Consider the following 18,252-nt stretch of genomic DNA (forward strand, 5'->3'; position numbering starts at 1 on the left):
GAAGGCGCCCGACCCCCACGACTTGAGCCCCGGGGCGTATGGCGGGAGGATCCGCCACAGACCTGACACGGCAGGCGCCGCATGGCACGGCTCCGGCGTAACAGCAGTCGCCACTACGCGAGTACAACAGCCGGTCTGCGGCAAGGCGGTCGATCGGCCGGAGCGTGCCGCCCAGGATCGGATACGCCTTCGGCCAAGCGGTCCGCAACCGCGTCGCCCGAGCTCGGGGCGAGAGCGGCCAGAAGCTCGACCGCCTCGGTGATGTGGCGGCAGCCGTCGTGGTCCCGATGACGAACCCGCCCGCGTCCGGCGGACGTTGGCAGCGCTCCGACCGGCGGCGACGCTGTTTTCGCCCGTCTGTTCGGGGCAGGTGGTCGCTGTGCGAGGCGCACCGCCCGCGCACGAGGAGGCGGACACCATGGGAACAGCGACCTCGACCGTCGACGAGGGCAAGGCCACCGCACGTCGCGCCGCGAACAGCGACGCGATGACAGCGGCGGCACGGGCCGGCCTCTCCGCCCGCGGGGCGATCTACCTGGTGATCGGGCTGCTGTCGGTTCAGATCGCGTTCGGCGGTTCGAGCGAGCAGGCGGACCGCGGAGGAGCGCTGGCGCAGGTCGCGGACCAGCCGTTCGGCATGGCGCTGCTCTGGGCCTTGGCGGTCGGTCTGGTCGGGATGGCGCTGTGGCGGCTGTCCGAGGCGTTGTTCGGCGCCGCCGGCCCGGACGGGCACAAGGCGTACAAGCGCGCGCTCTCCGCCGGTCGCTTCGTCCTGTACGCGTTCATCGCCTACTCGGCGGTGACGTACGCCCTGGGGGAATCCGGCAGCGGCTCCAGCGACGAGCAGTCCAAGGACGGCACTGCCAGCGCGCTGGAGATGCCGTTCGGGCAGTGGATCGTCGGCGCGGTCGGCGCGGGCTTCGTCATCGGCGGGGGCGTGGTCGCCGTCAAGGCGGGGATGCGCAAGTACCACGCGGAGATGCGCCGGTCGCGCATGTCCCCCTGGCAGCGGAAGCTGGTCGACCTGTTGGGGGTGCCCGGCGGGATCGCCCAGGGGCTGGTGCTCGGCGCGACGGGCGTCTTCGCGATCAAGGCGGCGCTCGACTTCGACCCGGACGAGGCCAAGGGCATGGACGACACCCTGCGGGCCTTCACCGACACCCCGGTCGGCCCATGGCTCCTGGTGGCGGTCGCGGTCGGGCTCGCGCTGTTCGGCGCGTTCTCCTTCGCGATGGCCCGTTGGGGACGGGTGTGACGCCTCCGTACCGGTGCCCCGGCCGTCCGGCGGCCGTGTGCCCGGGGAGGGGTCGGGGTCCGAGAAGCCGGCCCAACTGCTCGGCGGAACGGGATCGTTGGGGCGGGTGTGAGAAATTGTGCGAGATCACGAAAGAAGTCCCGCACCGTCTTTCTGGCACAGGGCCTCTGACCTGTTCTTACTGTGCGCGCTCGGCAGGATTCGAACCTGCAACCTTCTGATCCGTAGCTCTGTCCACCTCGGTCACCGACGCTAGAGTCTGCGAATGAGACGCGGAGCAACGGGTCTGGTGGCGACGGGGATTGCGGTTCTGGCGGTGAGCGAGTGGCTGAACCGGCGTTGGTCCCGGATGCTCGTGGGAAACAGTCGGGGTCCCTCCACCGCTGTGGTGGTCTGCGGTTACCGGAACCCCCAGGCGAGGGCGAACCTCATCAACCGGTGGCGGGTCCGCGCCGGTATTCGTTCCGTCGAGTCCGACCGTGCACAGGACTCCCGCTTGATCTTCAGCGGTGGCGCGACCAGCGGCAGTGCGGCCACCGAGGCTCAACTGATGGCCGAATACGCGCAGTCGGAGCTCGGATTCAACGGCACTGTGCTCCTGGAGGACCGGTCCACGACGACGTGGGAGAACATCGCCAATGTGATTCCGCTGCTGGAGGAGGCGGACCGCATCAAAATCGTCTCCCAGCCGGCTCACGCGCTCAAAGCCCGCGCGTATCTGCTGCGGCAACGCCCCGACCTCGCGGAGAAACTGGTGCGAGCCGACGACCACCGACCCGGTGAATGGCTGTTCGTCAAACCGGTGTTCGCTGCCTACGGGCTCTGGGCGCTTCGCGGCCTCGGGGTCGACGTGCGAAAGCTCGTGCCGTAGAAGGTCGTTGACGCTCCGAAGGCCGTCGCCGTCAGAGCCTCAGCGGAGGTCGTGGCTGCGCAGCGCGGTGACGAAGGCGGTCCAGTCGGTGTGCCGGAAGGTGAGTACGGGCCCGTCGGGCGTCTTGCTGTCGCGCACGGGCAGCACGTCGTACCCGTCCGCCACCTCGACGCAGGAGCCGCCGTTACCGCTGCTGTAGCTGGATTTGCGCCAGGCGCGCAGGTTGATCTGATCGGGGACGTTCATGGCTTCGGTACTCCTCCGTCACGGATTCGAGGAAGTGCAGAGAGGTCCTGGGGGACAGCGCTGAGGACCGCGTCAAATCATAGGCGTCGCGGCACTTCTGCACGCGGTAGCTTTCGTCTGCATCGACCACCATGTTGGTGTGCACGCCCTCGACATAGGCCAGTTCAGGCGCGTTGTCGAACCTCATCAGGGTCACGAGGGAGTCCATGGCGGCGTGTGCTCCTTCGGAGAAGGGCATCACCTGAAGTCCGATGCGGCCAACTCTCGTCAACGCTGCGATGTGAGCGAGTTGTTCGGCCATCAGGGCGGGACCTCCCACCACCGTGCGCAGAACGGCCTCGGACAGGATGTACCAGAGCTGTGGGTGTTGCTGTTCGAGGATCTTGGTCCGATTCATCCGATTGACAATGAGAGTGTCAAGCTCTTCGGGCCTCCAGGAGAACTGTGCGGATCGGTGCACTTCCAGCGCGTACGGCCTGGTCTGGAGGATGCCGGGTACGAGTACCGGGGCGTACTCCTCGATTCGAGTCGCATGGGCTTCTGCTGTTGCCACGCGTTCGAAGCGCCTTGCGTAATCGTCCTTTCTGAGGAACCTGACGAACGTGCCGCCGGTCTTCAGGGTCTGATCGAGTCGGGAGGCGTCCCGAGGGCCGCACAGGCGTCTGCCCGCCTCCCAGTGAGCGACGAGGGAAGAGTGAACTGCGAGCAGCTCGGCCAACTCCTTTTGAGTGAGTCCTGCCTCCTCCCTGCGGGCGCGCAACTCCTCGGAGTACGGCTCCCGTTCTGCCTTCGGCACTTGCCCTCCCGTTGACCGATGGATTGTCAACCCGCGCCCCCTTCCCACGGTACGGGGACTGAACGCATGGTGTGAGGGAAACAGTACGGAGGGCAATGAATACCTCTGTCTTCCATCACGTCGAAGGAGTTGCCGTGATCGCCTGCGGCCTGCTGACCACTGCTGACGGAGCCGTGAACGTGCTCCGCGCCGCACCGCGCCCCATCGGTTCCGCACGTCGTGGACCGAGAGTTGACCCGTACGTGTGGAGTTCCGCGAAGGGCGGGACGGCCGTGCTGCACGAACCCGGTTCCCGAGGCCCGGAACTGGGCATTCAGCTTGCCGATGTCATGCGCCGAGGAAGTGTGCCGCGATGACCGGCCTCGAACCCGTCTCCGCGTCGGGCAGGCCGCCCGCGCCCTGTCCCGAATGCACGAGGTGGCGTGCCGAGCGCGCCCGTGCCCGCGCCGCCGGCGACCGCACCCGCGCCGCGGACTGCGTGGTGCTGCTGCGCCGCCACCAGGCCGCCGTACATCTGCGGGTGGTCGGACGGTGAACGACGTCGACCTCCCCGCCGGGCCGAAGGACGCCCCGCGAGAACCCGCGCCCGCCTCCGGGGCGGAGACCGAGGGCGCCGCCCGCGCCCCGAGCGCCGGGCCGAGCGCCGATCCGGTCGCGACCCGTACGGGCGGGCCGGCGTCGCCGGAGGCCGTACGGGCCGATCTCGCCGCGCTGGTCGCGGAGTTGAGCGACACGGTGCGGGCCCATCTGGAGAGCCTGGGACGTCTGCGATGAGCGGGCAGCGGCACCGCTACCGGTCGTTCACCGTCACCGCGGACCTGGAGCCGGACGCCGAGCCGATCACGTTCGCGATGGCCTGCTGCGTCTGTGGCGAAACCGGGCCCCCGTCGACCGATCCGGGTCTCTCCTCCGCCTGGGTTCCCACGCACCTCAAGCACCGCCCGGAGCACCTCAGTTACCGCGAAACGGTGACGCGTCCCTACCGCGCGATACCGGGCCCCTGGCTCTAGCGGGTGCGACCGGCCACCGGGTGGGCCGCAGCCCGCTCGCAGATTCTGTGCGCTGTGCGCCCCGGAGTTCGGGGTGGGGTCGCTCGATCCGGCCCCACCCGGCGTACGTGTCCCAGTACCGCTCGTCGGGGTCGTCGAAGTCGTCAGGGACGTCGGGGTCGACAGGTCGCGGTCCGGCCGAAGGACAGAGTGAGGCCGACAGCCAGCGGGCCGAACCAAACGCCTCGCAGTGCGTGCCGGTCTCGACCCGCACCGCCATCTGCTGATGTCGGTGCGGCAGTTGAGCTGAGCGCTCTCGGCTTTGCGGCGACCGCGCCGTGTCAGCGCTGCTTGCTAGCGTGCGCTGTTGTGAAGGACGAATCGGGACAGCATTCGACAACCGGGCAGCAGCCGACCACGGGACAGCGGGCGGAGGAGGGCCGCCGGGCGGAGGCGGGACAGCAGGCGGCGGCGACCTTCCGGATCGGCGGCGAGCGGGAAGTGCGGCGGCTCGGATTCGGTGCCATGCGGCTGCCGACCGGGCAGGGGCCCGGCCGGGCCGACGCGCTCGCGGTGGCCCGGCGGGCGGTGGAGCTGGGCGTGAACCTTGTCGACACCGCCCACATGTACGGCTGGGGCGCCAACGAGGAGCTGCTCGCCGAGGCGCTGCACCCTTACCCCGACGGCCTGTTGATCGCCACCAAGGTCGGCATTGTCCGGGCCGAACCGGGCACCGGCGAGCAGAGTCCGGTCGGCAAGGTCGCCCAGGACGCCCGTCCCGAGGTGCTGCCCGGCCAGGTCGACGAAGGGCTGCGCAGGCTCCGGATGGAGCGGTTGGAGCTGGTCCAGCTGCACCGGCTCGACCCGCAGGTGCCGATCGCCGACCAGGTCGGAACCCTCGCCGACCTTCAACGGGCCGGAAAGATCGGTCACATCGGGCTGTCCGAAGTGAGCGTCGCCGAGCTGGACGAGGCCCGTCGGCACGCCGAGATCGCGAGTGTGCAGAACCGCTACAGCGTCCTGAACCGGGAGCACGAGCCCGTGTTGGAGGCGTGCGAGGCAGCCGGTATCGCCTTTCTGCCCTGGCGCCCGGTCGCCGAGGCCACCCCCGGCGAGCTGCCCGGAGGCGACGCGGTCGCAGCCGCCGAAATCGCTGCGGTCGCACAGGAATTGGGCGCCACCGCCGCTCAGACCTCGCTTGCCTGGCTGCTCGCGCACTCGCCCGTTCTGGTGCCCATCCCCGGCACGTCCTCGGCGCTGCATCTGGAGGAGAACGTCGCCGCGCCATCCCTGCCGTTCACGGCGGAGCAGCATCTGCGGCTCGCGCGCCTCGGCCGGTCCTGAGCGGGGGTGGCCACCGTGGAGCGCGGCGCGGACCGCAACCAGGACCGTCCCGGGGCGCGGGCGGCCGTAGGGCCCCGGGCAGACGCCCGGACCGGAACGGCCCGCACCCGGGCCGATGCGGCGGCAGACGCCCGGGTTGACGCAGCCCGCACCCGGGCCGACACGGCAGCCGGATTCGCCCCTGTGGCAGGGGAGTTGCGGGCCGCCGCGCGGGGCTCCGGCGTACTGGTTCGGTCGGCTGTTCCGGCCGACGCGGGCGGTATCGCGGTGGTCCAGGTGGACGGTTGGCGGGCCGCGTACGCCCACATCCTGCCGCCCGCCGAGCTGGCCGAGCTCAGCCTCGTCCGGGCCGAGCAGCTGTGGCACGGCGTGATCGGCGGTGCGCGGGAGAGCGGGAAGCAGGTCCTGGTGGCGGAGGGCGACGGGGGCGAGGTGCTCGGCTTCGCCGCCCTCGGCCCGGACGAGGCTGAGCTCGGCCAGCTCGGCGGGCGGCAGGATGTGGGCGTACGCGGCCCGCCAACCGTCCACCTGGACCACCGCGATACCGCCCGCGTCGGCCGGAACAGCCGACCGAACCAGTACGCCGGAGCCCCGCGCGGCGGCCCGCAACTCTCCCTGCCGGCAGGGGAGTTGTACGCCTTCTACGTCCACCCGCGTCACTGGCGGCACGGACTCGGCGGAGCACTCATGGACGCCGCACTCCGCCGCTGGACGCAGAACGGGGTGCGCGCCGCGGTGCTCTGGGTCTACGAGCGCAACGCGTCCGCTCGCGCGTTCTACGAGCATCACGGCTGGCACTTCGATCCGCACACCCCGCCGACCGGTCCGCCGCCCGACGAACGGGAGCTCTGCTACCGGCGTCGCCTCCCTCTCCCCGTACGCGGGCCCGACCTGCCGGGCCGCGCGTCGTAGCGCGCACCTCCGCCTGCCGTCCCCGCCCGGCCACGGCCCGGCCGCGAAGGCGGGTGCCGGGCGAACGGAGTCCGCTGCAACGGGGGTTGCGGCGTCGAGCGCTGCGTGGACGGCCCTGTCGGCGCGGGGCGACGACAGACCAGCGGATAGAGGTCCGCCCACTGCCGCGCCGCGCCGTGCAGGCGCCGGTTCAGCCGGCCGCTCCGCCGTAGGCGACGCCCGCCAGATCGGCGATCTCCCGCTTCCAGGCGACGAGGTCGTGCCTGTTCAGCTTCCCGAGGTGGTCGTGGCCGCAGGCGCGCGCCATCACCTGCATCAGCTCGACCGAGGAGGTCATGAAACGGGCCAGCCGCTCCGCCCCCTCGTCGACCGGCAGCCGCTCCCGGAGGTGCGGGTCCTGGGTCGCGATGCCCACCGGGCACTTGTTGGTGTGGCAGGCGCGCATCCCGACACAACCGATTGCCTGCATCGCGGAGTTGGAGACGGCCACCGCGTCCGCGCCGAGCGCCAGCGCTTTCAGGAAGTCGGCCGGCACCCGCAGCCCGCCGGTGATGATCAGACTGACGTCGTCCCGCTCCCGCCGGTCCAGATGGCGGCGGGCCCGCGCGAGCGCGGGGATCGTGGGCACCGAGATGTTGTCGCGGAAGAGCAGCGGCGCCGCGCCCGTACCGCCGCCCCGGCCGTCGAGGATGAGGTAGTCGACGCCGATGTCGAGCGCGGCGTCGATGTCTTTCTCGATGTGCTGGGCGGAGAGCTTGAACCCGATCGGGACACCGCCCGTCACCTCCCGCACCTCGGCCGCCACTTCGCGGAAGTCCGCGACGGTCGTCAGATCGGGGAAGCGGGCCGGCGACACGGCCGCCTCGCCCTCCGCCAGCCCGCGGACCTCGGCGATCCGCCCGGTGACCTTGTGGCCGGGCAGGTGGCCGCCGGTGCCGGTCTTCGCGGCCTGGCCGCCCTTGAAGTGGAACGCCTGGCAGCGCGCCACCTTCTCCGGCGAGTAGCCGAAACGGGCCGAGGCCAGTTCGTAGAAGTACCGGCTGTTGGCGGCCTGTTCCTCCGGCAGCATGCCGCCCTCGCCGGAGCAGATGCCGGTGCCTGCCAGCTCGGCGCCCTTGGCGAGCGAGGTCTTCGCCTCCTGGGAGAGCGCGCCGAAGCTCATGTCGGAGACCATCAGCGGGATCTCCAGCCGCAGCGGGCGGCGCGCGCCCGGACCGATCACGACCTCGGTGCCGACGGCGTCCTCGTCAAGCAGCGGCGGCACCGCGAGCTGGGCGGTGACGAACTGGAGGTCGTCCCAGGACGGCAGTTGGGAACGCGGCACGCCCATCGCCGCCATCGCCCCGTGGTGCCCGACCCGGGTCAGGCCGGACGCGGCGAGCTTCTGGATCTCGCCGACATGCGGTTCGTCGGGCGTGCCCTTGAGGTCCGCGTAGGTGCCCTGATAGCGGTCGCGGCGGAAGTGCTGCGGGTTCGTCTTCTCCCACGCGGCGATCTCCTCCTCGTCGACCCAGACGCCGCCGTCCTCCGTCCAGGAGGTGAAGCGCTCCAGATCGGCGCCCTTGTAATGGGTGTTGAGGCCGGTGCGGACGTCGTACGTCGAGCCGTGCAGCCCGCAGACCAGTCGCTCCCCGTACACCTCGGCGTCCGACATCAGCGCCCCGCGGTGTTGGCAGCGGCCGTACATGACCGCGACCTCCGGCCCGTCGGAGGCGGAGCCGTCACCGGCCGGCGCGCCGCCTTCCGGCCCGCCCCCGTCCGGACTGCCGCTGCGGGCCGGCAGGCGCACGACGACCAGGTCGACGTTGGCCACCAGGGCGTACGCGGGCCGGGACTCCGGCAGGTCGCTCAGTTCGGCGATCCTCGTGGCACGCATCCGGGTTGCTCCTAGGTCTCATCGGTACGGGGTCTCATCGGTACGGGACTCGTACGGGCTCCGCGCCGATCGTGCCGCATTCGCGACGTTGCGGTGCGGAGTTTCCCGTTTCCGCGGCGCCGGCCCCGCGCACCCCGGACGCAACAGGCGTCCCGCCAGGGCCGGTTGACGGTCCGCCCCGCTCGGCGCGGTGGCCGGGTACGCGGGTCAGGAGTCGCGCAGTCGGAGTCCGTCCGGCGTGCGGGCGGGTGTGCGTCCGGTCGGTGCGACAAGCAGGTGCGCGGGTGTGCGGGCCGCGCGGGCGTACGGGCGTGCGGTGCGCGGGTCGGCTGGGCGCGGCGTGCGGCTCAGCGGCTCCAGGTGTGCCGGAAGCCCTCCCGGAGCGGGCCGCCGACCAGGTCGAGCAGTTCGTGGGCGGCTGCCAGGAGCGGGGCGGGGTCGGCCCGTTCCGCGAGCAGCCGGTGGCCGTTGAGCAGTGCTCCGCCGCGCGCCGGGTCGGCGGCGAGCAGTCTGCGGGGCAGCCATTTGCCGATGCCGGTCCAGGCTCGGTGGTGTGCGGTCAGCAGATGTGCCGCCTCCTGCAACAGGGCGTCGGCCAGGGCCAGTTGCTCGGAGCGCTCGGAGGGGTCCGCGTCCGTCAGATCGTCCAGCCAGCAGGTCAGCACGTACCGGCCCAGCTCCCACTCGTCCGCGCTCAGCGGCGGCGGACCGGACTCCAGCACCGCCCGCGCCCGTTCCCGGGTCCGCGCCACATGCCCGTACGGATCGGTGAGCGGCAGACCCTCCGCGTAGAGGAACACCACCGTTGCCCGCCGCCGTCCGCGGTCCCACTCGAAGAAGCCGGGCAGTTCGGCGATCGCGTTGCGGAACACCTCCACCTGCCGGCCCTCGTGCCGCACCACCTCGCGTCCGCTGAGGTGGCCCTCCGGCAGCAGCACCCCGATGTCCAGATCGCTGCGCGCTCCTGCCAGGCCCGTCGCCGCCGAACCGCCGAGCACCGCGCCGCGGGCGTCCGGGTAGAGCTCGGCCACCGCCCGACGCGCCTGCTCCACCTGCGCGTTCACCGGCGCTCGCGGGCCGTGGGCCCCGGGCCCTGCGCGGCGTCCATGTTCTGCGTGGCGTCGGAGGAGGCGGCGTTCTCGGGCGAGGTGTCGTCGATTCGCTCGAAGGCGTGGGAACGGCCGATGACGGTGAAGTCCCGTCGGCCGTACCAGTGTTGGGGCCAGTCGGTCTCGTCGGCGAGCAGGAAGCGCAGCTCGCAGCTGGCCGCGGAAGCCCGGTGGAGAGCCGTGGCGAGGACGGCGTCGGCGTGGCCCTGTCTGCGGTGTGCCGGGTGGGTGACCAGATCCTCCAGCTGGGCGATGCCGCAGGCCGGGTTCAGGTAGAGATCGGCCCAGGCCGCCGGCTCGCCCGAAGCGGCCCGCGAAGCCAGGAACTCCACGTTCTCCGCGCCGGATTCGCGCGCGGCACGACGTTCGACGAGGTCGCGCACCACCTGTTCGCCGGTGTCGGCCGGCAGCAGTTCGCGCAGAAAGCCGGCGATCGGTTCGCGCAACGAGTCGAGGTCCACCGCCTCGGCCCGGCGCCCCCGCGGTGCGGGCGACACACCGGTGTGACGCATCACCAGCAGCGGCTCGGGGACGTACCCGGCGTGCAGCAGCGCCTCCCGGCCGGCGTCCGCGGTCTCCTCCCGAAGCACGCAGATGCGCCGGTACGGGAGGTGGCCGAGCGCCGCCTCGGCGGTGCGCAGCAACGCTTCCGGGGAGGGATTGCCCTCCACGACGAGCTGGTTGTCGGCCCGGGAGTGCGGATACCGGTCGTTGAGCGCCGCGAACCCGCCGGGCACGTCGACGACTTCGCCCGCGCCCGCTCGTGCGAAGTCCGCGAGGAAGGCGTTCGCTCTCATCAGTGCGCTGTCGGTCATGTGCCGACCCTTGGCCGGGAGACGCGAGGGCGCAACCACATTTCCGGCGGGTCTCCGGCGAGGGTCGCCCCACGGCGCAGAGCTGCACCCGTGGGCGCGAGGCCGTGCCCGACCCGGGCGGCTGTCGGGCAGCCGCCCGGGTCGGGCTCCTCGGGGGCTACGCGCCGCCGACGATGCGGCCGGTCACCTCGCCGAGGCCCAGCCGTCGGCCGTTCGCCGCGGGTGCCCAGGCGGTGAGCGTCACCTCGTCGCCGTTCTCCAGGAACGCCCGCTGCCCGAAGGGGAGTTGGAGGGGTTCCCGGCCGCCCCAGGTCAGCTCCAGCAGGCAGCCGCGCTGGTGCTTCTCGGGGCCCGAGACGGTGCCGGAGGCGAAGAGGTCGCCGGTGCGCAGCGACGCGCCGTTCACCGTCATGTGCGCCAGCTGCTGCGCCGCCGTCCAGTACATCGCCGCGAACGGGGGCTCGGCGACGACGTCGCCGTTGAGCGTCACCGTGATCCGCAGGTCGAGGCCGGCCTGCTCGACTTCGTCCCCGCTGTCGTCGAGGTACGGCAGCAGCGCGTGGGTGCGCGCGGGCGGCGAGGTGCGGGCGGCGTCGAGCGCGTCCAGCGGGGTGACCCAGGCCGACACCGAGGTGGCGAAGGACTTGCCCAGGAACGGGCCCAGCGGTACGTACTCCCAGCCCTGGATGTCGCGCGCCGACCAGTCGTTGAGCAGGCAGACGCCGAAGACGTGCTCCCGGAACTGCGACTGCGGCACGGACTGCCCCAGCCGCGTCGGGGTGCCGACGACGAAGCCGACCTCGGCCTCGATGTCCAGTCGACGGGACGGGCCGAAGCTCGGCACCTCCTCGGTCGGCGCCTTGCGCTGCCCGTTGGGGCGCACCACGTCCGTGCCCGAGACGACCACCGTGCCGGCGCGGCCGTGGTAACCGATGGGCAGATGCTTCCAGTTGGGGGTGAGCGGCTCGCCGTCCGGGCGGAAGAGGCGGCCCACGTTGGTGGCGTGGTGCTCGCTGGCGTAGAAGTCGACGTAGTCCGCGACCTCGAAGGGCAGATGGAGCTCGACCTCGGCCAGCGGACGCAGCAGCGGCAGCAGCCGGTCGTGGATCTCCTCGCCGGCGTCCGGGCGCAGCCAGCCGCGCAGTTCGGCGCGCACCTCCCGCCACACCGTCAGTCCCGAGGCGAGCAGCGGGCCGAGGCTGTCACCGTTCAGCACCTCGGCGTGCGGGGAGCCCAGCGCGCTCGCGGCGCCGCCGAGGTCGAGCACGGCGTCGCCGAAGCGGACTCCGAGCCTCCGGCGGCTCTCCACCTCGGTGCTGAACAGCCCGTAGGGCAGATTGTCGCTTCCGAAAAGGTGCTCTTCGGGTACCTGAAGCAGGTTCGCTGCTGACATGGGGTACTGCCCTCGCCTTCGAGGTCGTCGCCGGTCGGGACCGGGCACAGGCTATCGAGGGACGCGCCTGCGGTGATCCGGAGGTGACCGGTTACGCTGCCCGTAATGGTGAACAATGCCGCCCTATGAGTCCTTGACCAGCTCAAAGGGCGCTGACCAGCTGAGCAACACTGCAGACAGGAGATCTCGTGGCCGTCGTCGAGCCATTCCGGCTGACCGTGCGGGACCAGGCCCTGGAAGCCGACATTCAGGCCGGGCTCTCTGCTGTCGAGGAATCCCTGCTCGCGGGGACCAAGAGCGATGTGCCGTTCCTCACCGAAGCGGCCCAGCATCTGGTGCTGGCCGGGGGCAAGCGCTTCCGTCCGCTGCTGACACTGCTCGCTTCGCGCTTCGGGGACCCGCAGGCCCCCGGAGTCGTACCGGCCGCCGTGGTCGTGGAGCTGACGCACCTCGCCACGCTCTACCACGACGACGTCATGGACGAGGCCGACGTGCGCCGCGGGGTGCCGAGCGCCAACGCCAACTGGGACAACTCGATCGCCGTTCTCACCGGCGACTTTCTCTTCGCCCGCGCCTCCCGCATCCTCTCCGACCTCGGTGACGACGCCGTGACCATCCAGGCCGACGCCTTCGAGCGGCTGGTCACAGGCCAGATGCAGGAGACCGTCGGACCGCGCGAGGGCCAGGACCCGATCGACCACTACCTGGAGGTCCTGGCGGGCAAGTCGGGTTCGCTCATCGCGGTCGCCTGCCACTTCGGCGCGATGCTGGCCGGCGCCTCCGAGCAGGTCGTGAGCGTGCTGACGCAGTACGGCGAGCGCATCGGCATCGCCTTCCAACTTGCCGACGACATCCTGGACATCGCCAGCGAGAGCCGCGAGTCGGGCAAGACCCCGGGCACCGATCTGCGCGAGGGCGTGGACACCCTGCCGATACTGCATCTGCGGGCCATGGCACGCGAGAGCGGCTCCGCCGGGGACCGGGAGCTTCTCGCCCGCATCGACGGCGACCTGGCGGACGACAGCCTGCTCGACGAGGTGCTCGTGAGCCTGCGCGGACACGCGGCGCTCGACCGCGCCCGCAAGGACACCGTCGCCCACGCCGAGCGTGCCCGCGAGACGCTGGCCCCGCTCCCCGAGGGCCCGACCAAGGACGCCCTCTCCCTGCTCTGCGACGCCGTGGTGCACCGCGCGGGCTGAGACCCGTCGCCCGAGCCGCGCGGGGTGAGTCGCGCGGCGGTGCGCGGCACGATCCGGGTCGCGGGGACGGTGTGAGACGTACGGGTGGTGCTCGGCGGCGTCCGTGTCGCCGCCAACACCCGCGTGGCGCACGCGGGTTCGCGACCGGCCCCTGCCGCCGGCGCCGGACGGTACGACCGGGTGGCGCGAGAGCTGTGCGCGCGGGTTCGGTCTCCGGGCCGACCCGGAGGCCGACCCCTACGGGTGGGGGAGTCGGGATCATCCCCAGGGGGTAGCGATACGCGACCGGGGGCTGACGCGCACCGCCGCCGATTCTGGTGCCATGGTGACTACCACCCCGCACGGTTGTGGGTCGTACGGGCGAGCGCAGGGGTGGCCGTCGCCCGGATACGGAGGTCAACTCAGATGACAGGTACGGAAGACACGACCGGCTCCACGGACGCCGCGGCACCACGTCCACGGCGCCGCGCGGCCAGGTACGCCGTGCCGGTGGCGGTGCTGACGGTGGCGGTGGCGAGTATCGGACTCGTCCCGGCGCTCGCCGACAACGGCGACCCCGATCTGCCGTCCCTGTCCGCCGAGGAACTGGTGGCGAAGATCGCCGAGTCGGACGTCGAGCACTTCTCCGGCACCGTCAAGACCCGGGCCGACCTCGGTCTGCCGGGTGGCTCGCTCCAGGACATGCTGCCCAGCGGCGACCCCTCCCTGGGGGAGAGCGCCGCGGCCGACGCGGACGCCTCCGCCAGGCTCGCCACGCTGCTGAACGGAAAGCACACGGTCGACGTGGCGGTCGACGGCCCGAAGAAGCAGCGGGCGACGCTCAAGGGCGACCGCGGCGCGTACACGATGGTGCACAACGGCGGCTCGGTGTGGGGCTACGACAGCGAGTCGAAGACGGCGTTCCGCGGCGAAGCCCCCGACGGGGCCGACCGCCAGGGCCCGCCCGAGGACGCGCTGCCCAAGGGCGCCAACCCCCAGCAGCTCGCCAAGGAGCTGCTGGACCGACTGGAGGACACCACCTCCGTGTCGGTGCAGGGCACCACCCGGGTCGCCGACCGCGACGCCTACCAGCTGGCGGTCAAGCCCAAGGGCGCACCGGACTCCACCATCGACGCCCTGCGCATCGCGGTGGACGCGGAGAACGGCGTACCGCTGAAGGTCACCCTGGACGCCCGGGGCGGTGGCGACCCGATCGGTGAAGTCGCCTTCCAGGACGTCGACTTCGGCAAGCCCGCCGCCTCCACCTTCGACTTCACGCCGCCCAAGGGCACCACCGTGATCGACGAGGAGGAGCTCGCCAAGCACCGTCCGGAGCCGGGCGACCTGCTGGGCTCGCTGCCGGGCCTGGAGGGGCTCCCCGGCATCGACGCGCTGCTCGACGGCAAGCACGGCCAGCACGGCAAGGACGGCAAGCACCCCGAGGGCCTGAAGGTCGTCGGCAAGGGCTGGAGCACCGTGCTGGTGATGGACGCGCCCGAGTCGGCCGAGGGCGGGAAGGCACCGGAGCTGCCCGAGGGCGGTCGGATGGGCAAGCTGCTCGACGCCTACACCGACCGGGTCGAGGGCGACTTCGGCAAGGGCCGGGTCGTCGGTACCAAGGTCGTCAACGCGCTGCTGACGGACGACGGCAGCGTCTACGTCGGCGCGGTGACCAAGGAAGGTCTGATCAAGGCCGCCAACGCCGGCTGATCACGGGGCCGTTCGCGGCCCGCGGCGGTTGCCGGTGAGATCCCGGCAGCGCGTCGGAAGTTCGCCGCAGTGGGAGCGGAGAAGCAGAAGACCGGAAGAGGGAGAAGAACAGGGAAGCAGAAGAGCAGTGGGGCGGGGCACCAGGGTATGGGTGCCCCGCCCTCGTTCTGTGCGCACTGCTCAGACGCAGATCCTGCCGCCCCACTCCGGCTCGTAGCCGTCCTCGACGACGCCCGCCCGGTAGCAGCCGGGGCGGATCGTCGTCGCGGTGCCGAACTCGTGCTTCTGCCCGGCGTCCAGCGTCTCCGGATGCGGACTGGCGACGACCGTCGGGGCGGGTGCGGCAGTGCTCGTCGTGTTTGCCGTGTGCCCGGTGTGCCCGGTGTTTGCCGTGTTCGGGGCGGCCGGGGTGCTCTGGGCGTTGGTGTCGGCCGGGGCGACGCGTTGGTAGAGGAGACTGCCCGGTCGGGAGGCCTGGTCGGCGTCCCGCTGGTAGGTGACCTTGATCGTTCCTCGGTGACCGGTCTCGGTGATCAGCAGGCACAGCTGACCGGAGCTGACCTGTGTGCAGCTCAGCGCCTCGCGCGGGACCTCCGCCGGGTTCGCGGCGTCGTGCTGCCGGGCGACCGAACTGCCCGCGGGCAGCATCGCGAGCACCGCCGCGCCGGCGACGAGGGCGGCCCCCGCCCTGCGCAGCGCTCGCGGACGGCGGAGGGGACGGCGGGCTGCGGGCATGTGTTCTCCTCGGATGCGCTGCGTCGGGCGGGCCTCGGCGGCGCGTACGGGGCTGCCGTACGCGCCACCGGCCCACCTTCCTGCGCGCTACCGCCGCCCGCATCCGCTGCGTCGCGTCCGGGATCCGTATGGGGGAGAGGGCCAGCCGTACAGAGGCACGGCCCGTGTCGCGGGAGGTCTGCCGAACGCCCGGTGGGGGCTTCAGCGGGGGCCGTCCCCCTCCTCCGGGTTGTGGTGCGGACCGGTGCCGTCGTCGGGTCCGTGGCCACCGGTCTCGCGGCTGCGTCGATAGCGGACGACCGCCAGCGTCACCGCCCCGACGACGAGGGCGATTCCCGCCAGCAGCATGAGCACCGAGGCGCCGGAACCGCCGTCCGGTTCGGGCGGGGCGACGTCGGTCAGTCGGATCGTCAGCATGTCGGTCGGCCTTCTCTCTGGTCGCGGTCGGGACGGTCCGGGGGCGGCGGTTCCGTCTCGGTGCCGCCGCCACCGCAGCGGGAGCCGGCGGTGTGCGGGTCGGGGGGCGCGCGGGTCGGCGGTGTGCTGGTCGGCGGTGTGCGGGTCGTCCGGTCGGGTGCGGTGGGTGTGGGTGGTGAGTTCCAGCACCAGGATCAGCAGCACCGGGACTCCAGGTACGCGTGGTATGTCGCCACCGCCGCGTACAGCTGCTTGCCGGTCGCGTGGTCGCTCGCGAACAGCGCCGCCAGCGCGACCGTACCGGCCAGCCCCAGCAGCCAGACACGTACGCCGCGCAGCACCGGCACCCGCCGCTCGAACGAGGCGGTGGCCGCGGGCGCGCAGCGCGGCGGAAACCACACCCACACCACGTAGTGCATCGTCTGGAGGAACGCGAACACTGTCAGGAATCGCAGTGCGACCGGCGAATCCGTCCAGGCGGGCGGGGAGTGCGCGGCGGAGAGCCGGTCGGTCTCCGCGCTCCGTTCCGCCAGCAGCCCGTCGAGGGCGCCGAGGAGCAGCAGCAGCGGGAGCACCACCACCCAGAAGAGCTGAAGTGCGCGGAACAGCCGCCGTCCGCGCGCGAGTTGGCGCGACCATTCCCAGAGGAAGAGCAGCGGCACCAGATTGTGCAGATGCGTCAGTACGACGAAGTGGTACGCCGGGTTGGCCAGTGAACAGGCAGCTGCGAGGCTCAGCACCGCGCAGGCACCACCCAGTGGCACCGGAGGGCCGCGAAGCCCGTACCGGCAGGCGAGGCCCAACAGCCCGTAGGCCAGGCAGATTTCGGCCGCCCGGCTCAGCTCGCTCGCGGGAACGGTGCGGCAGAGCACGATGCCGGTGCAGAGCGTCAGCAGCAGCGTCAGCAGCGGCCCGGTCAGTACGCCGCCGAACCGGCCCAGTACGTAGCGCAGTTCGGTGACGTTGTGCAGCAGGCCGAAGCAAGCGAGTCCGAACACCGTGGTGGCAGCGGGCAGTTGGAGTGCCGGCGCGAGGGCGACCCCGATCGCGGCGACGAACGCGCAGAGCGCGACCGTGCTCACCGCCAACGCCGCCTCGGTCCTCGCGGGCGGGCTCGTGCTCGGCCGAGTGCGCGGGCACAGCCGGGCGCTGTTGCCCTTGCCGCCCGTCGCGCGCAGGTGGGCCGGGTCAGCGGCCCAGGGGGAGCCGTCCTCTGCGCGAGGCGGCGAACAGCGCCTCGGCGGTGGTCAGTTTGACCCTTGAACGGCCCTCCCGCGCGCCCGCGGCCAACTCGACCCGGTGGATGGCCGCCAGTCCGCGGGCATTCACGGTGCGCCGGGCGCGGCGACGCACCAGCCTGGCGAACGCCCGTGCGCTGCCGCGCGGTTCGGGCAGCCGACCGGCGACCGCGTCGGCCAGCAGCGTGCCGATCGTCTCCGCGGCGCAGACGCGGTTGGCGCCGATACCGCCGGAGGGACCGCGTTTGATCCAGCCCACCACATAGGTGCCCGGTCGATCCGCCACCCGGCCGGCCTCGTGCGGCACCGTACCGCTGTCCTCGTCGAAGGGGAGTCCGGCGGGCGGCGTGCCCCGGTAGCCGACCGCACGCACCAACGCCCTTGCGGGCACGTCGACTTCGGCCCCCGGGCCGGTGGTGCGCACCGCCCGTACGGCGTCCTCGCCGAGCGCGGCGACCGGAGCGGAGTGGAAGCGCAGCACGATCCGGCGGCGGCCCTCGCCGGGCGCACGGGACCAGTCCACCCGCTCGCGCGCCACCTCCGCCAGCACGGCGGCCCTCTCGGAGGGCGCCGCACCGTCGATCGTCGCCCCGATGCGGGCGTCGTGGTCGTCGACGACCAGATCCACGTTCGGCAGATGCCGCAGTGCCAGCAACTCCGAGGCGGTGTACGCCGCGTGCTCGGGGCCTCGGCGGCCCAGCAGCACGACCTCCCGCACTCGCCCGTTGCGCAGCGCCTCCAGCGCCGGGCCTGCGATGTCGGTGGCGGCGAGCGCGTCCGGGTCGGCGACCAGGAGGCGGGCGACGTCCAGCGCCACGTTGCCGTTGCCGACCACGACGACGCGTTCCGCGGCCAACACCGCGGCGCCCGCGTCCGGGTCGGCGTCCGGATGGGCGTTGTACCAGGAGACGAGCGAGGTCGCGGCGACGCTTCCGGCCAGCTGCTCGCCGGGTATGCCGATGCTGCGGGCGTCCGAGGCGCCCACCGCGTAGACCACCGCGTCGTGGTGCGCGGCCACCTCCTCGACGCTGAGATCCTCGCCGATCTCGACGCCCAGCCGCATTCGTGTCCTGGGGTGGTCGTGGAAGCGGGCGAAGGACTCGCCGATCTTCTTCGTCGACGGGTGGTCGGGCGCGACCCCGTGGCGCACCAGCCCGCCGGCCACCGGGAGCCGGTCGATCAGTGTGACCTCGGCGTTGGTGTGCAGAAGCAGGTCCTCCGCCGCGTACATCCCGGCGGGGCCCGTGCCGACGACCGCGACGCGCAGCGGGCCGAAGTCGGAGGGCAGTACGCGGTCGAAGCGCGGCGCCCCCCAGTGGTGGAAGTTCGGCGAGGGGCCGGCGGGTGCGGGCTGCGCGGCCCCGGGGG

At 72.2% G+C, this 18,252-nt stretch carries 19 protein-coding genes and 1 pseudogene; 9 read left to right on the top strand and 11 right to left on the bottom strand.

The window, feature by feature from the left end; genetic code table 11:
* Positions 1-118: 118 nt before the first annotated feature.
* Positions 119-304: pseudogene (locus JGS22_RS12160) on the bottom strand (IS5/IS1182 family transposase); the annotation flags it as partial.
* Between the two features lie 114 nt (positions 305-418).
* On the opposite strand from JGS22_RS12160, the gene JGS22_RS12165 reads away from it, so the two are divergent.
* Together JGS22_RS12165 and JGS22_RS12170 are read left to right on the top strand one after the other, a co-directional pair.
* Positions 419-1,255: a DUF1206 domain-containing protein gene (locus JGS22_RS12165; RefSeq protein WP_211041904.1), complete on the top strand. Its 837-nt coding sequence runs from the start codon at positions 419-421 to the stop codon at positions 1,253-1,255.
* A 265-nt stretch (positions 1,256-1,520) separates the two neighbouring features.
* Positions 1,521-2,126: a YdcF family protein gene (locus JGS22_RS12170; RefSeq protein ID WP_211041903.1), complete on the top strand. Its 606-nt coding sequence runs from the start codon at positions 1,521-1,523 to the stop codon at positions 2,124-2,126.
* A 39-nt stretch (positions 2,127-2,165) separates the two neighbouring features.
* Here JGS22_RS12170 and JGS22_RS12175 read toward each other — a convergent pair whose 3' ends face one another.
* Positions 2,166-2,372: a DUF397 domain-containing protein gene (locus tag JGS22_RS12175; protein ID WP_211041902.1), complete on the bottom strand. Its 207-nt coding sequence runs from the start codon at positions 2,370-2,372 to the stop codon at positions 2,166-2,168.
* The gene (locus tag JGS22_RS12180; RefSeq protein WP_211041901.1) at positions 2,311-3,168 is read right to left on the bottom strand and encodes a helix-turn-helix domain-containing protein; all 858 of its coding nucleotides are present in this window, start codon (positions 3,166-3,168) and stop codon (positions 2,311-2,313) included. Before JGS22_RS12180 ends, JGS22_RS12175 begins: the two co-directional genes overlap by 62 nt.
* A 352-nt stretch (positions 3,169-3,520) precedes the next feature.
* Here JGS22_RS12180 and JGS22_RS12185 point away from each other — a divergent pair, with 352 nt between their 5' ends.
* From JGS22_RS12185 to JGS22_RS12205, 5 genes are all read left to right on the top strand, one after another.
* A complete protein-coding gene (locus JGS22_RS12185) occupies positions 3,521-3,703 on the top strand; it encodes a hypothetical protein (RefSeq protein WP_211041900.1) in 183 nt (60 codons plus the stop codon).
* Entirely contained in the window at positions 3,700-3,942 is a 243-nt protein-coding gene (locus tag JGS22_RS12190) for a hypothetical protein (RefSeq protein WP_211041899.1), read from the top strand. The genes JGS22_RS12185 and JGS22_RS12190 overlap by 4 nt, the downstream gene beginning before the upstream one ends.
* The gene (locus JGS22_RS12195) at positions 3,939-4,178 is read left to right on the top strand and encodes a DUF7848 domain-containing protein (protein ID WP_211041898.1); all 240 of its coding nucleotides are present in this window, start codon (positions 3,939-3,941) and stop codon (positions 4,176-4,178) included. The genes JGS22_RS12190 and JGS22_RS12195 overlap by 4 nt, the downstream gene beginning before the upstream one ends.
* A 480-nt stretch (positions 4,179-4,658) precedes the next feature.
* Positions 4,659-5,501: an aldo/keto reductase gene (locus JGS22_RS12200; protein ID WP_308405815.1), complete on the top strand. Its 843-nt coding sequence runs from the start codon at positions 4,659-4,661 to the stop codon at positions 5,499-5,501.
* Between the two features lie 183 nt (positions 5,502-5,684).
* Positions 5,685-6,413, top strand: coding sequence for a GNAT family N-acetyltransferase (locus JGS22_RS12205; RefSeq protein ID WP_216814955.1), 729 nt, complete (start codon positions 5,685-5,687; stop codon positions 6,411-6,413).
* A gap of 190 nt (positions 6,414-6,603) precedes the next feature.
* On the opposite strand, the gene JGS22_RS12210 is transcribed toward JGS22_RS12205, so the two are convergent.
* The 4 genes from JGS22_RS12210 to fahA all read right to left on the bottom strand — a co-directional run bounded on the left by JGS22_RS12210 (position 6,604) and on the right by fahA (position 11,606).
* Entirely contained in the window at positions 6,604-8,289 is a 1,686-nt protein-coding gene (locus tag JGS22_RS12210; protein ID WP_211041896.1) for a glutamate synthase-related protein, read from the bottom strand.
* A 347-nt stretch (positions 8,290-8,636) separates the two neighbouring features.
* Complete coding sequence (locus JGS22_RS12215) at positions 8,637-9,353, bottom strand: nucleotidyltransferase domain-containing protein (RefSeq protein ID WP_211041895.1); 717 nt, start codon at positions 9,351-9,353, stop codon at positions 8,637-8,639.
* Complete coding sequence (locus JGS22_RS12220) at positions 9,350-10,213, bottom strand: GNAT family N-acetyltransferase (RefSeq protein ID WP_211041894.1); 864 nt, start codon at positions 10,211-10,213, stop codon at positions 9,350-9,352. Before JGS22_RS12220 ends, JGS22_RS12215 begins: the two co-directional genes overlap by 4 nt.
* A 157-nt stretch (positions 10,214-10,370) precedes the next feature.
* Complete coding sequence (gene fahA / locus JGS22_RS12225) at positions 10,371-11,606, bottom strand: fumarylacetoacetase (RefSeq protein ID WP_211041893.1); 1,236 nt, start codon at positions 11,604-11,606, stop codon at positions 10,371-10,373.
* 188 nt (positions 11,607-11,794) lie between these two features.
* On the opposite strand from fahA, the gene JGS22_RS12230 reads away from it, so the two are divergent.
* Positions 11,795-12,805 carry a polyprenyl synthetase family protein gene (locus tag JGS22_RS12230; protein WP_211041892.1) on the top strand — a complete coding sequence of 337 codons (1,011 nt, stop codon included), beginning with the start codon at positions 11,795-11,797 and terminating at the stop codon, positions 12,803-12,805.
* Positions 12,806-13,210: 405 nt separating this feature from the next.
* Positions 13,211-14,494, top strand: coding sequence for a LolA family protein (locus tag JGS22_RS12235; protein WP_211041891.1), 1,284 nt, complete (start codon positions 13,211-13,213; stop codon positions 14,492-14,494).
* 180 nt (positions 14,495-14,674) lie between these two features.
* Here JGS22_RS12235 and JGS22_RS12240 read toward each other — a convergent pair whose 3' ends face one another.
* The 4 genes from JGS22_RS12240 to JGS22_RS12255 all read right to left on the bottom strand — a co-directional run.
* Entirely contained in the window at positions 14,675-15,229 is a 555-nt protein-coding gene (locus JGS22_RS12240) for a hypothetical protein (RefSeq protein ID WP_211041890.1), read from the bottom strand.
* A gap of 201 nt (positions 15,230-15,430) precedes the next feature.
* Positions 15,431-15,850 carry a hypothetical protein gene (locus tag JGS22_RS12245; protein ID WP_211041889.1) on the bottom strand — a complete coding sequence of 140 codons (420 nt, stop codon included), beginning with the start codon at positions 15,848-15,850 and terminating at the stop codon, positions 15,431-15,433.
* Complete coding sequence (locus JGS22_RS12250) at positions 15,841-16,728, bottom strand: hypothetical protein (RefSeq protein WP_211041888.1); 888 nt, start codon at positions 16,726-16,728, stop codon at positions 15,841-15,843. Before JGS22_RS12250 ends, JGS22_RS12245 begins: the two co-directional genes overlap by 10 nt.
* A gap of 106 nt (positions 16,729-16,834) precedes the next feature.
* On the bottom strand, positions 16,835-18,252 hold a 1,418-nt coding region (locus tag JGS22_RS12255), incomplete at its 5' end, for an FAD-dependent oxidoreductase (RefSeq protein ID WP_216814956.1).

The sequence above is a fragment of the Streptomyces tardus genome (genome assembly GCF_018101125.2).
GTDB lineage: Bacteria > Actinomycetota > Actinomycetes > Streptomycetales > Streptomycetaceae > Streptomyces > Streptomyces tardus.

Bases quoted from the DNA above. Each gene is read 5' to 3' on its own strand.
- JGS22_RS12165 (WP_211041904.1), top strand. From the start codon at position 419: ATGGGAACAGCGACCTCGACCGTCGACGAGGGCAAGGCCACCGCACGT.
- JGS22_RS12170 (WP_211041903.1), top strand. From the start codon at position 1,521: ATGAGACGCGGAGCAACGGGTCTGGTGGCGACGGGGATTGCGGTTCTG.
- JGS22_RS12175 (WP_211041902.1), bottom strand. From the start codon at position 2,372: ATGAACGTCCCCGATCAGATCAACCTGCGCGCCTGGCGCAAATCCAGC.
- JGS22_RS12185 (WP_211041900.1), top strand. From the start codon at position 3,521: ATGACCGGCCTCGAACCCGTCTCCGCGTCGGGCAGGCCGCCCGCGCCC.
- JGS22_RS12195 (WP_211041898.1), top strand. From the start codon at position 3,939: ATGAGCGGGCAGCGGCACCGCTACCGGTCGTTCACCGTCACCGCGGAC.
- JGS22_RS12210 (WP_211041896.1), bottom strand. From the start codon at position 8,289: ATGCGTGCCACGAGGATCGCCGAACTGAGCGACCTGCCGGAGTCCCGG.
- JGS22_RS12220 (WP_211041894.1), bottom strand. From the start codon at position 10,213: ATGACCGACAGCGCACTGATGAGAGCGAACGCCTTCCTCGCGGACTTC.
- fahA (WP_211041893.1), bottom strand. From the start codon at position 11,606: ATGTCAGCAGCGAACCTGCTTCAGGTACCCGAAGAGCACCTTTTCGGA.
- JGS22_RS12235 (WP_211041891.1), top strand. From the start codon at position 13,211: ATGACAGGTACGGAAGACACGACCGGCTCCACGGACGCCGCGGCACCA.
- JGS22_RS12240 (WP_211041890.1), bottom strand. From the start codon at position 15,229: ATGCCCGCAGCCCGCCGTCCCCTCCGCCGTCCGCGAGCGCTGCGCAGG.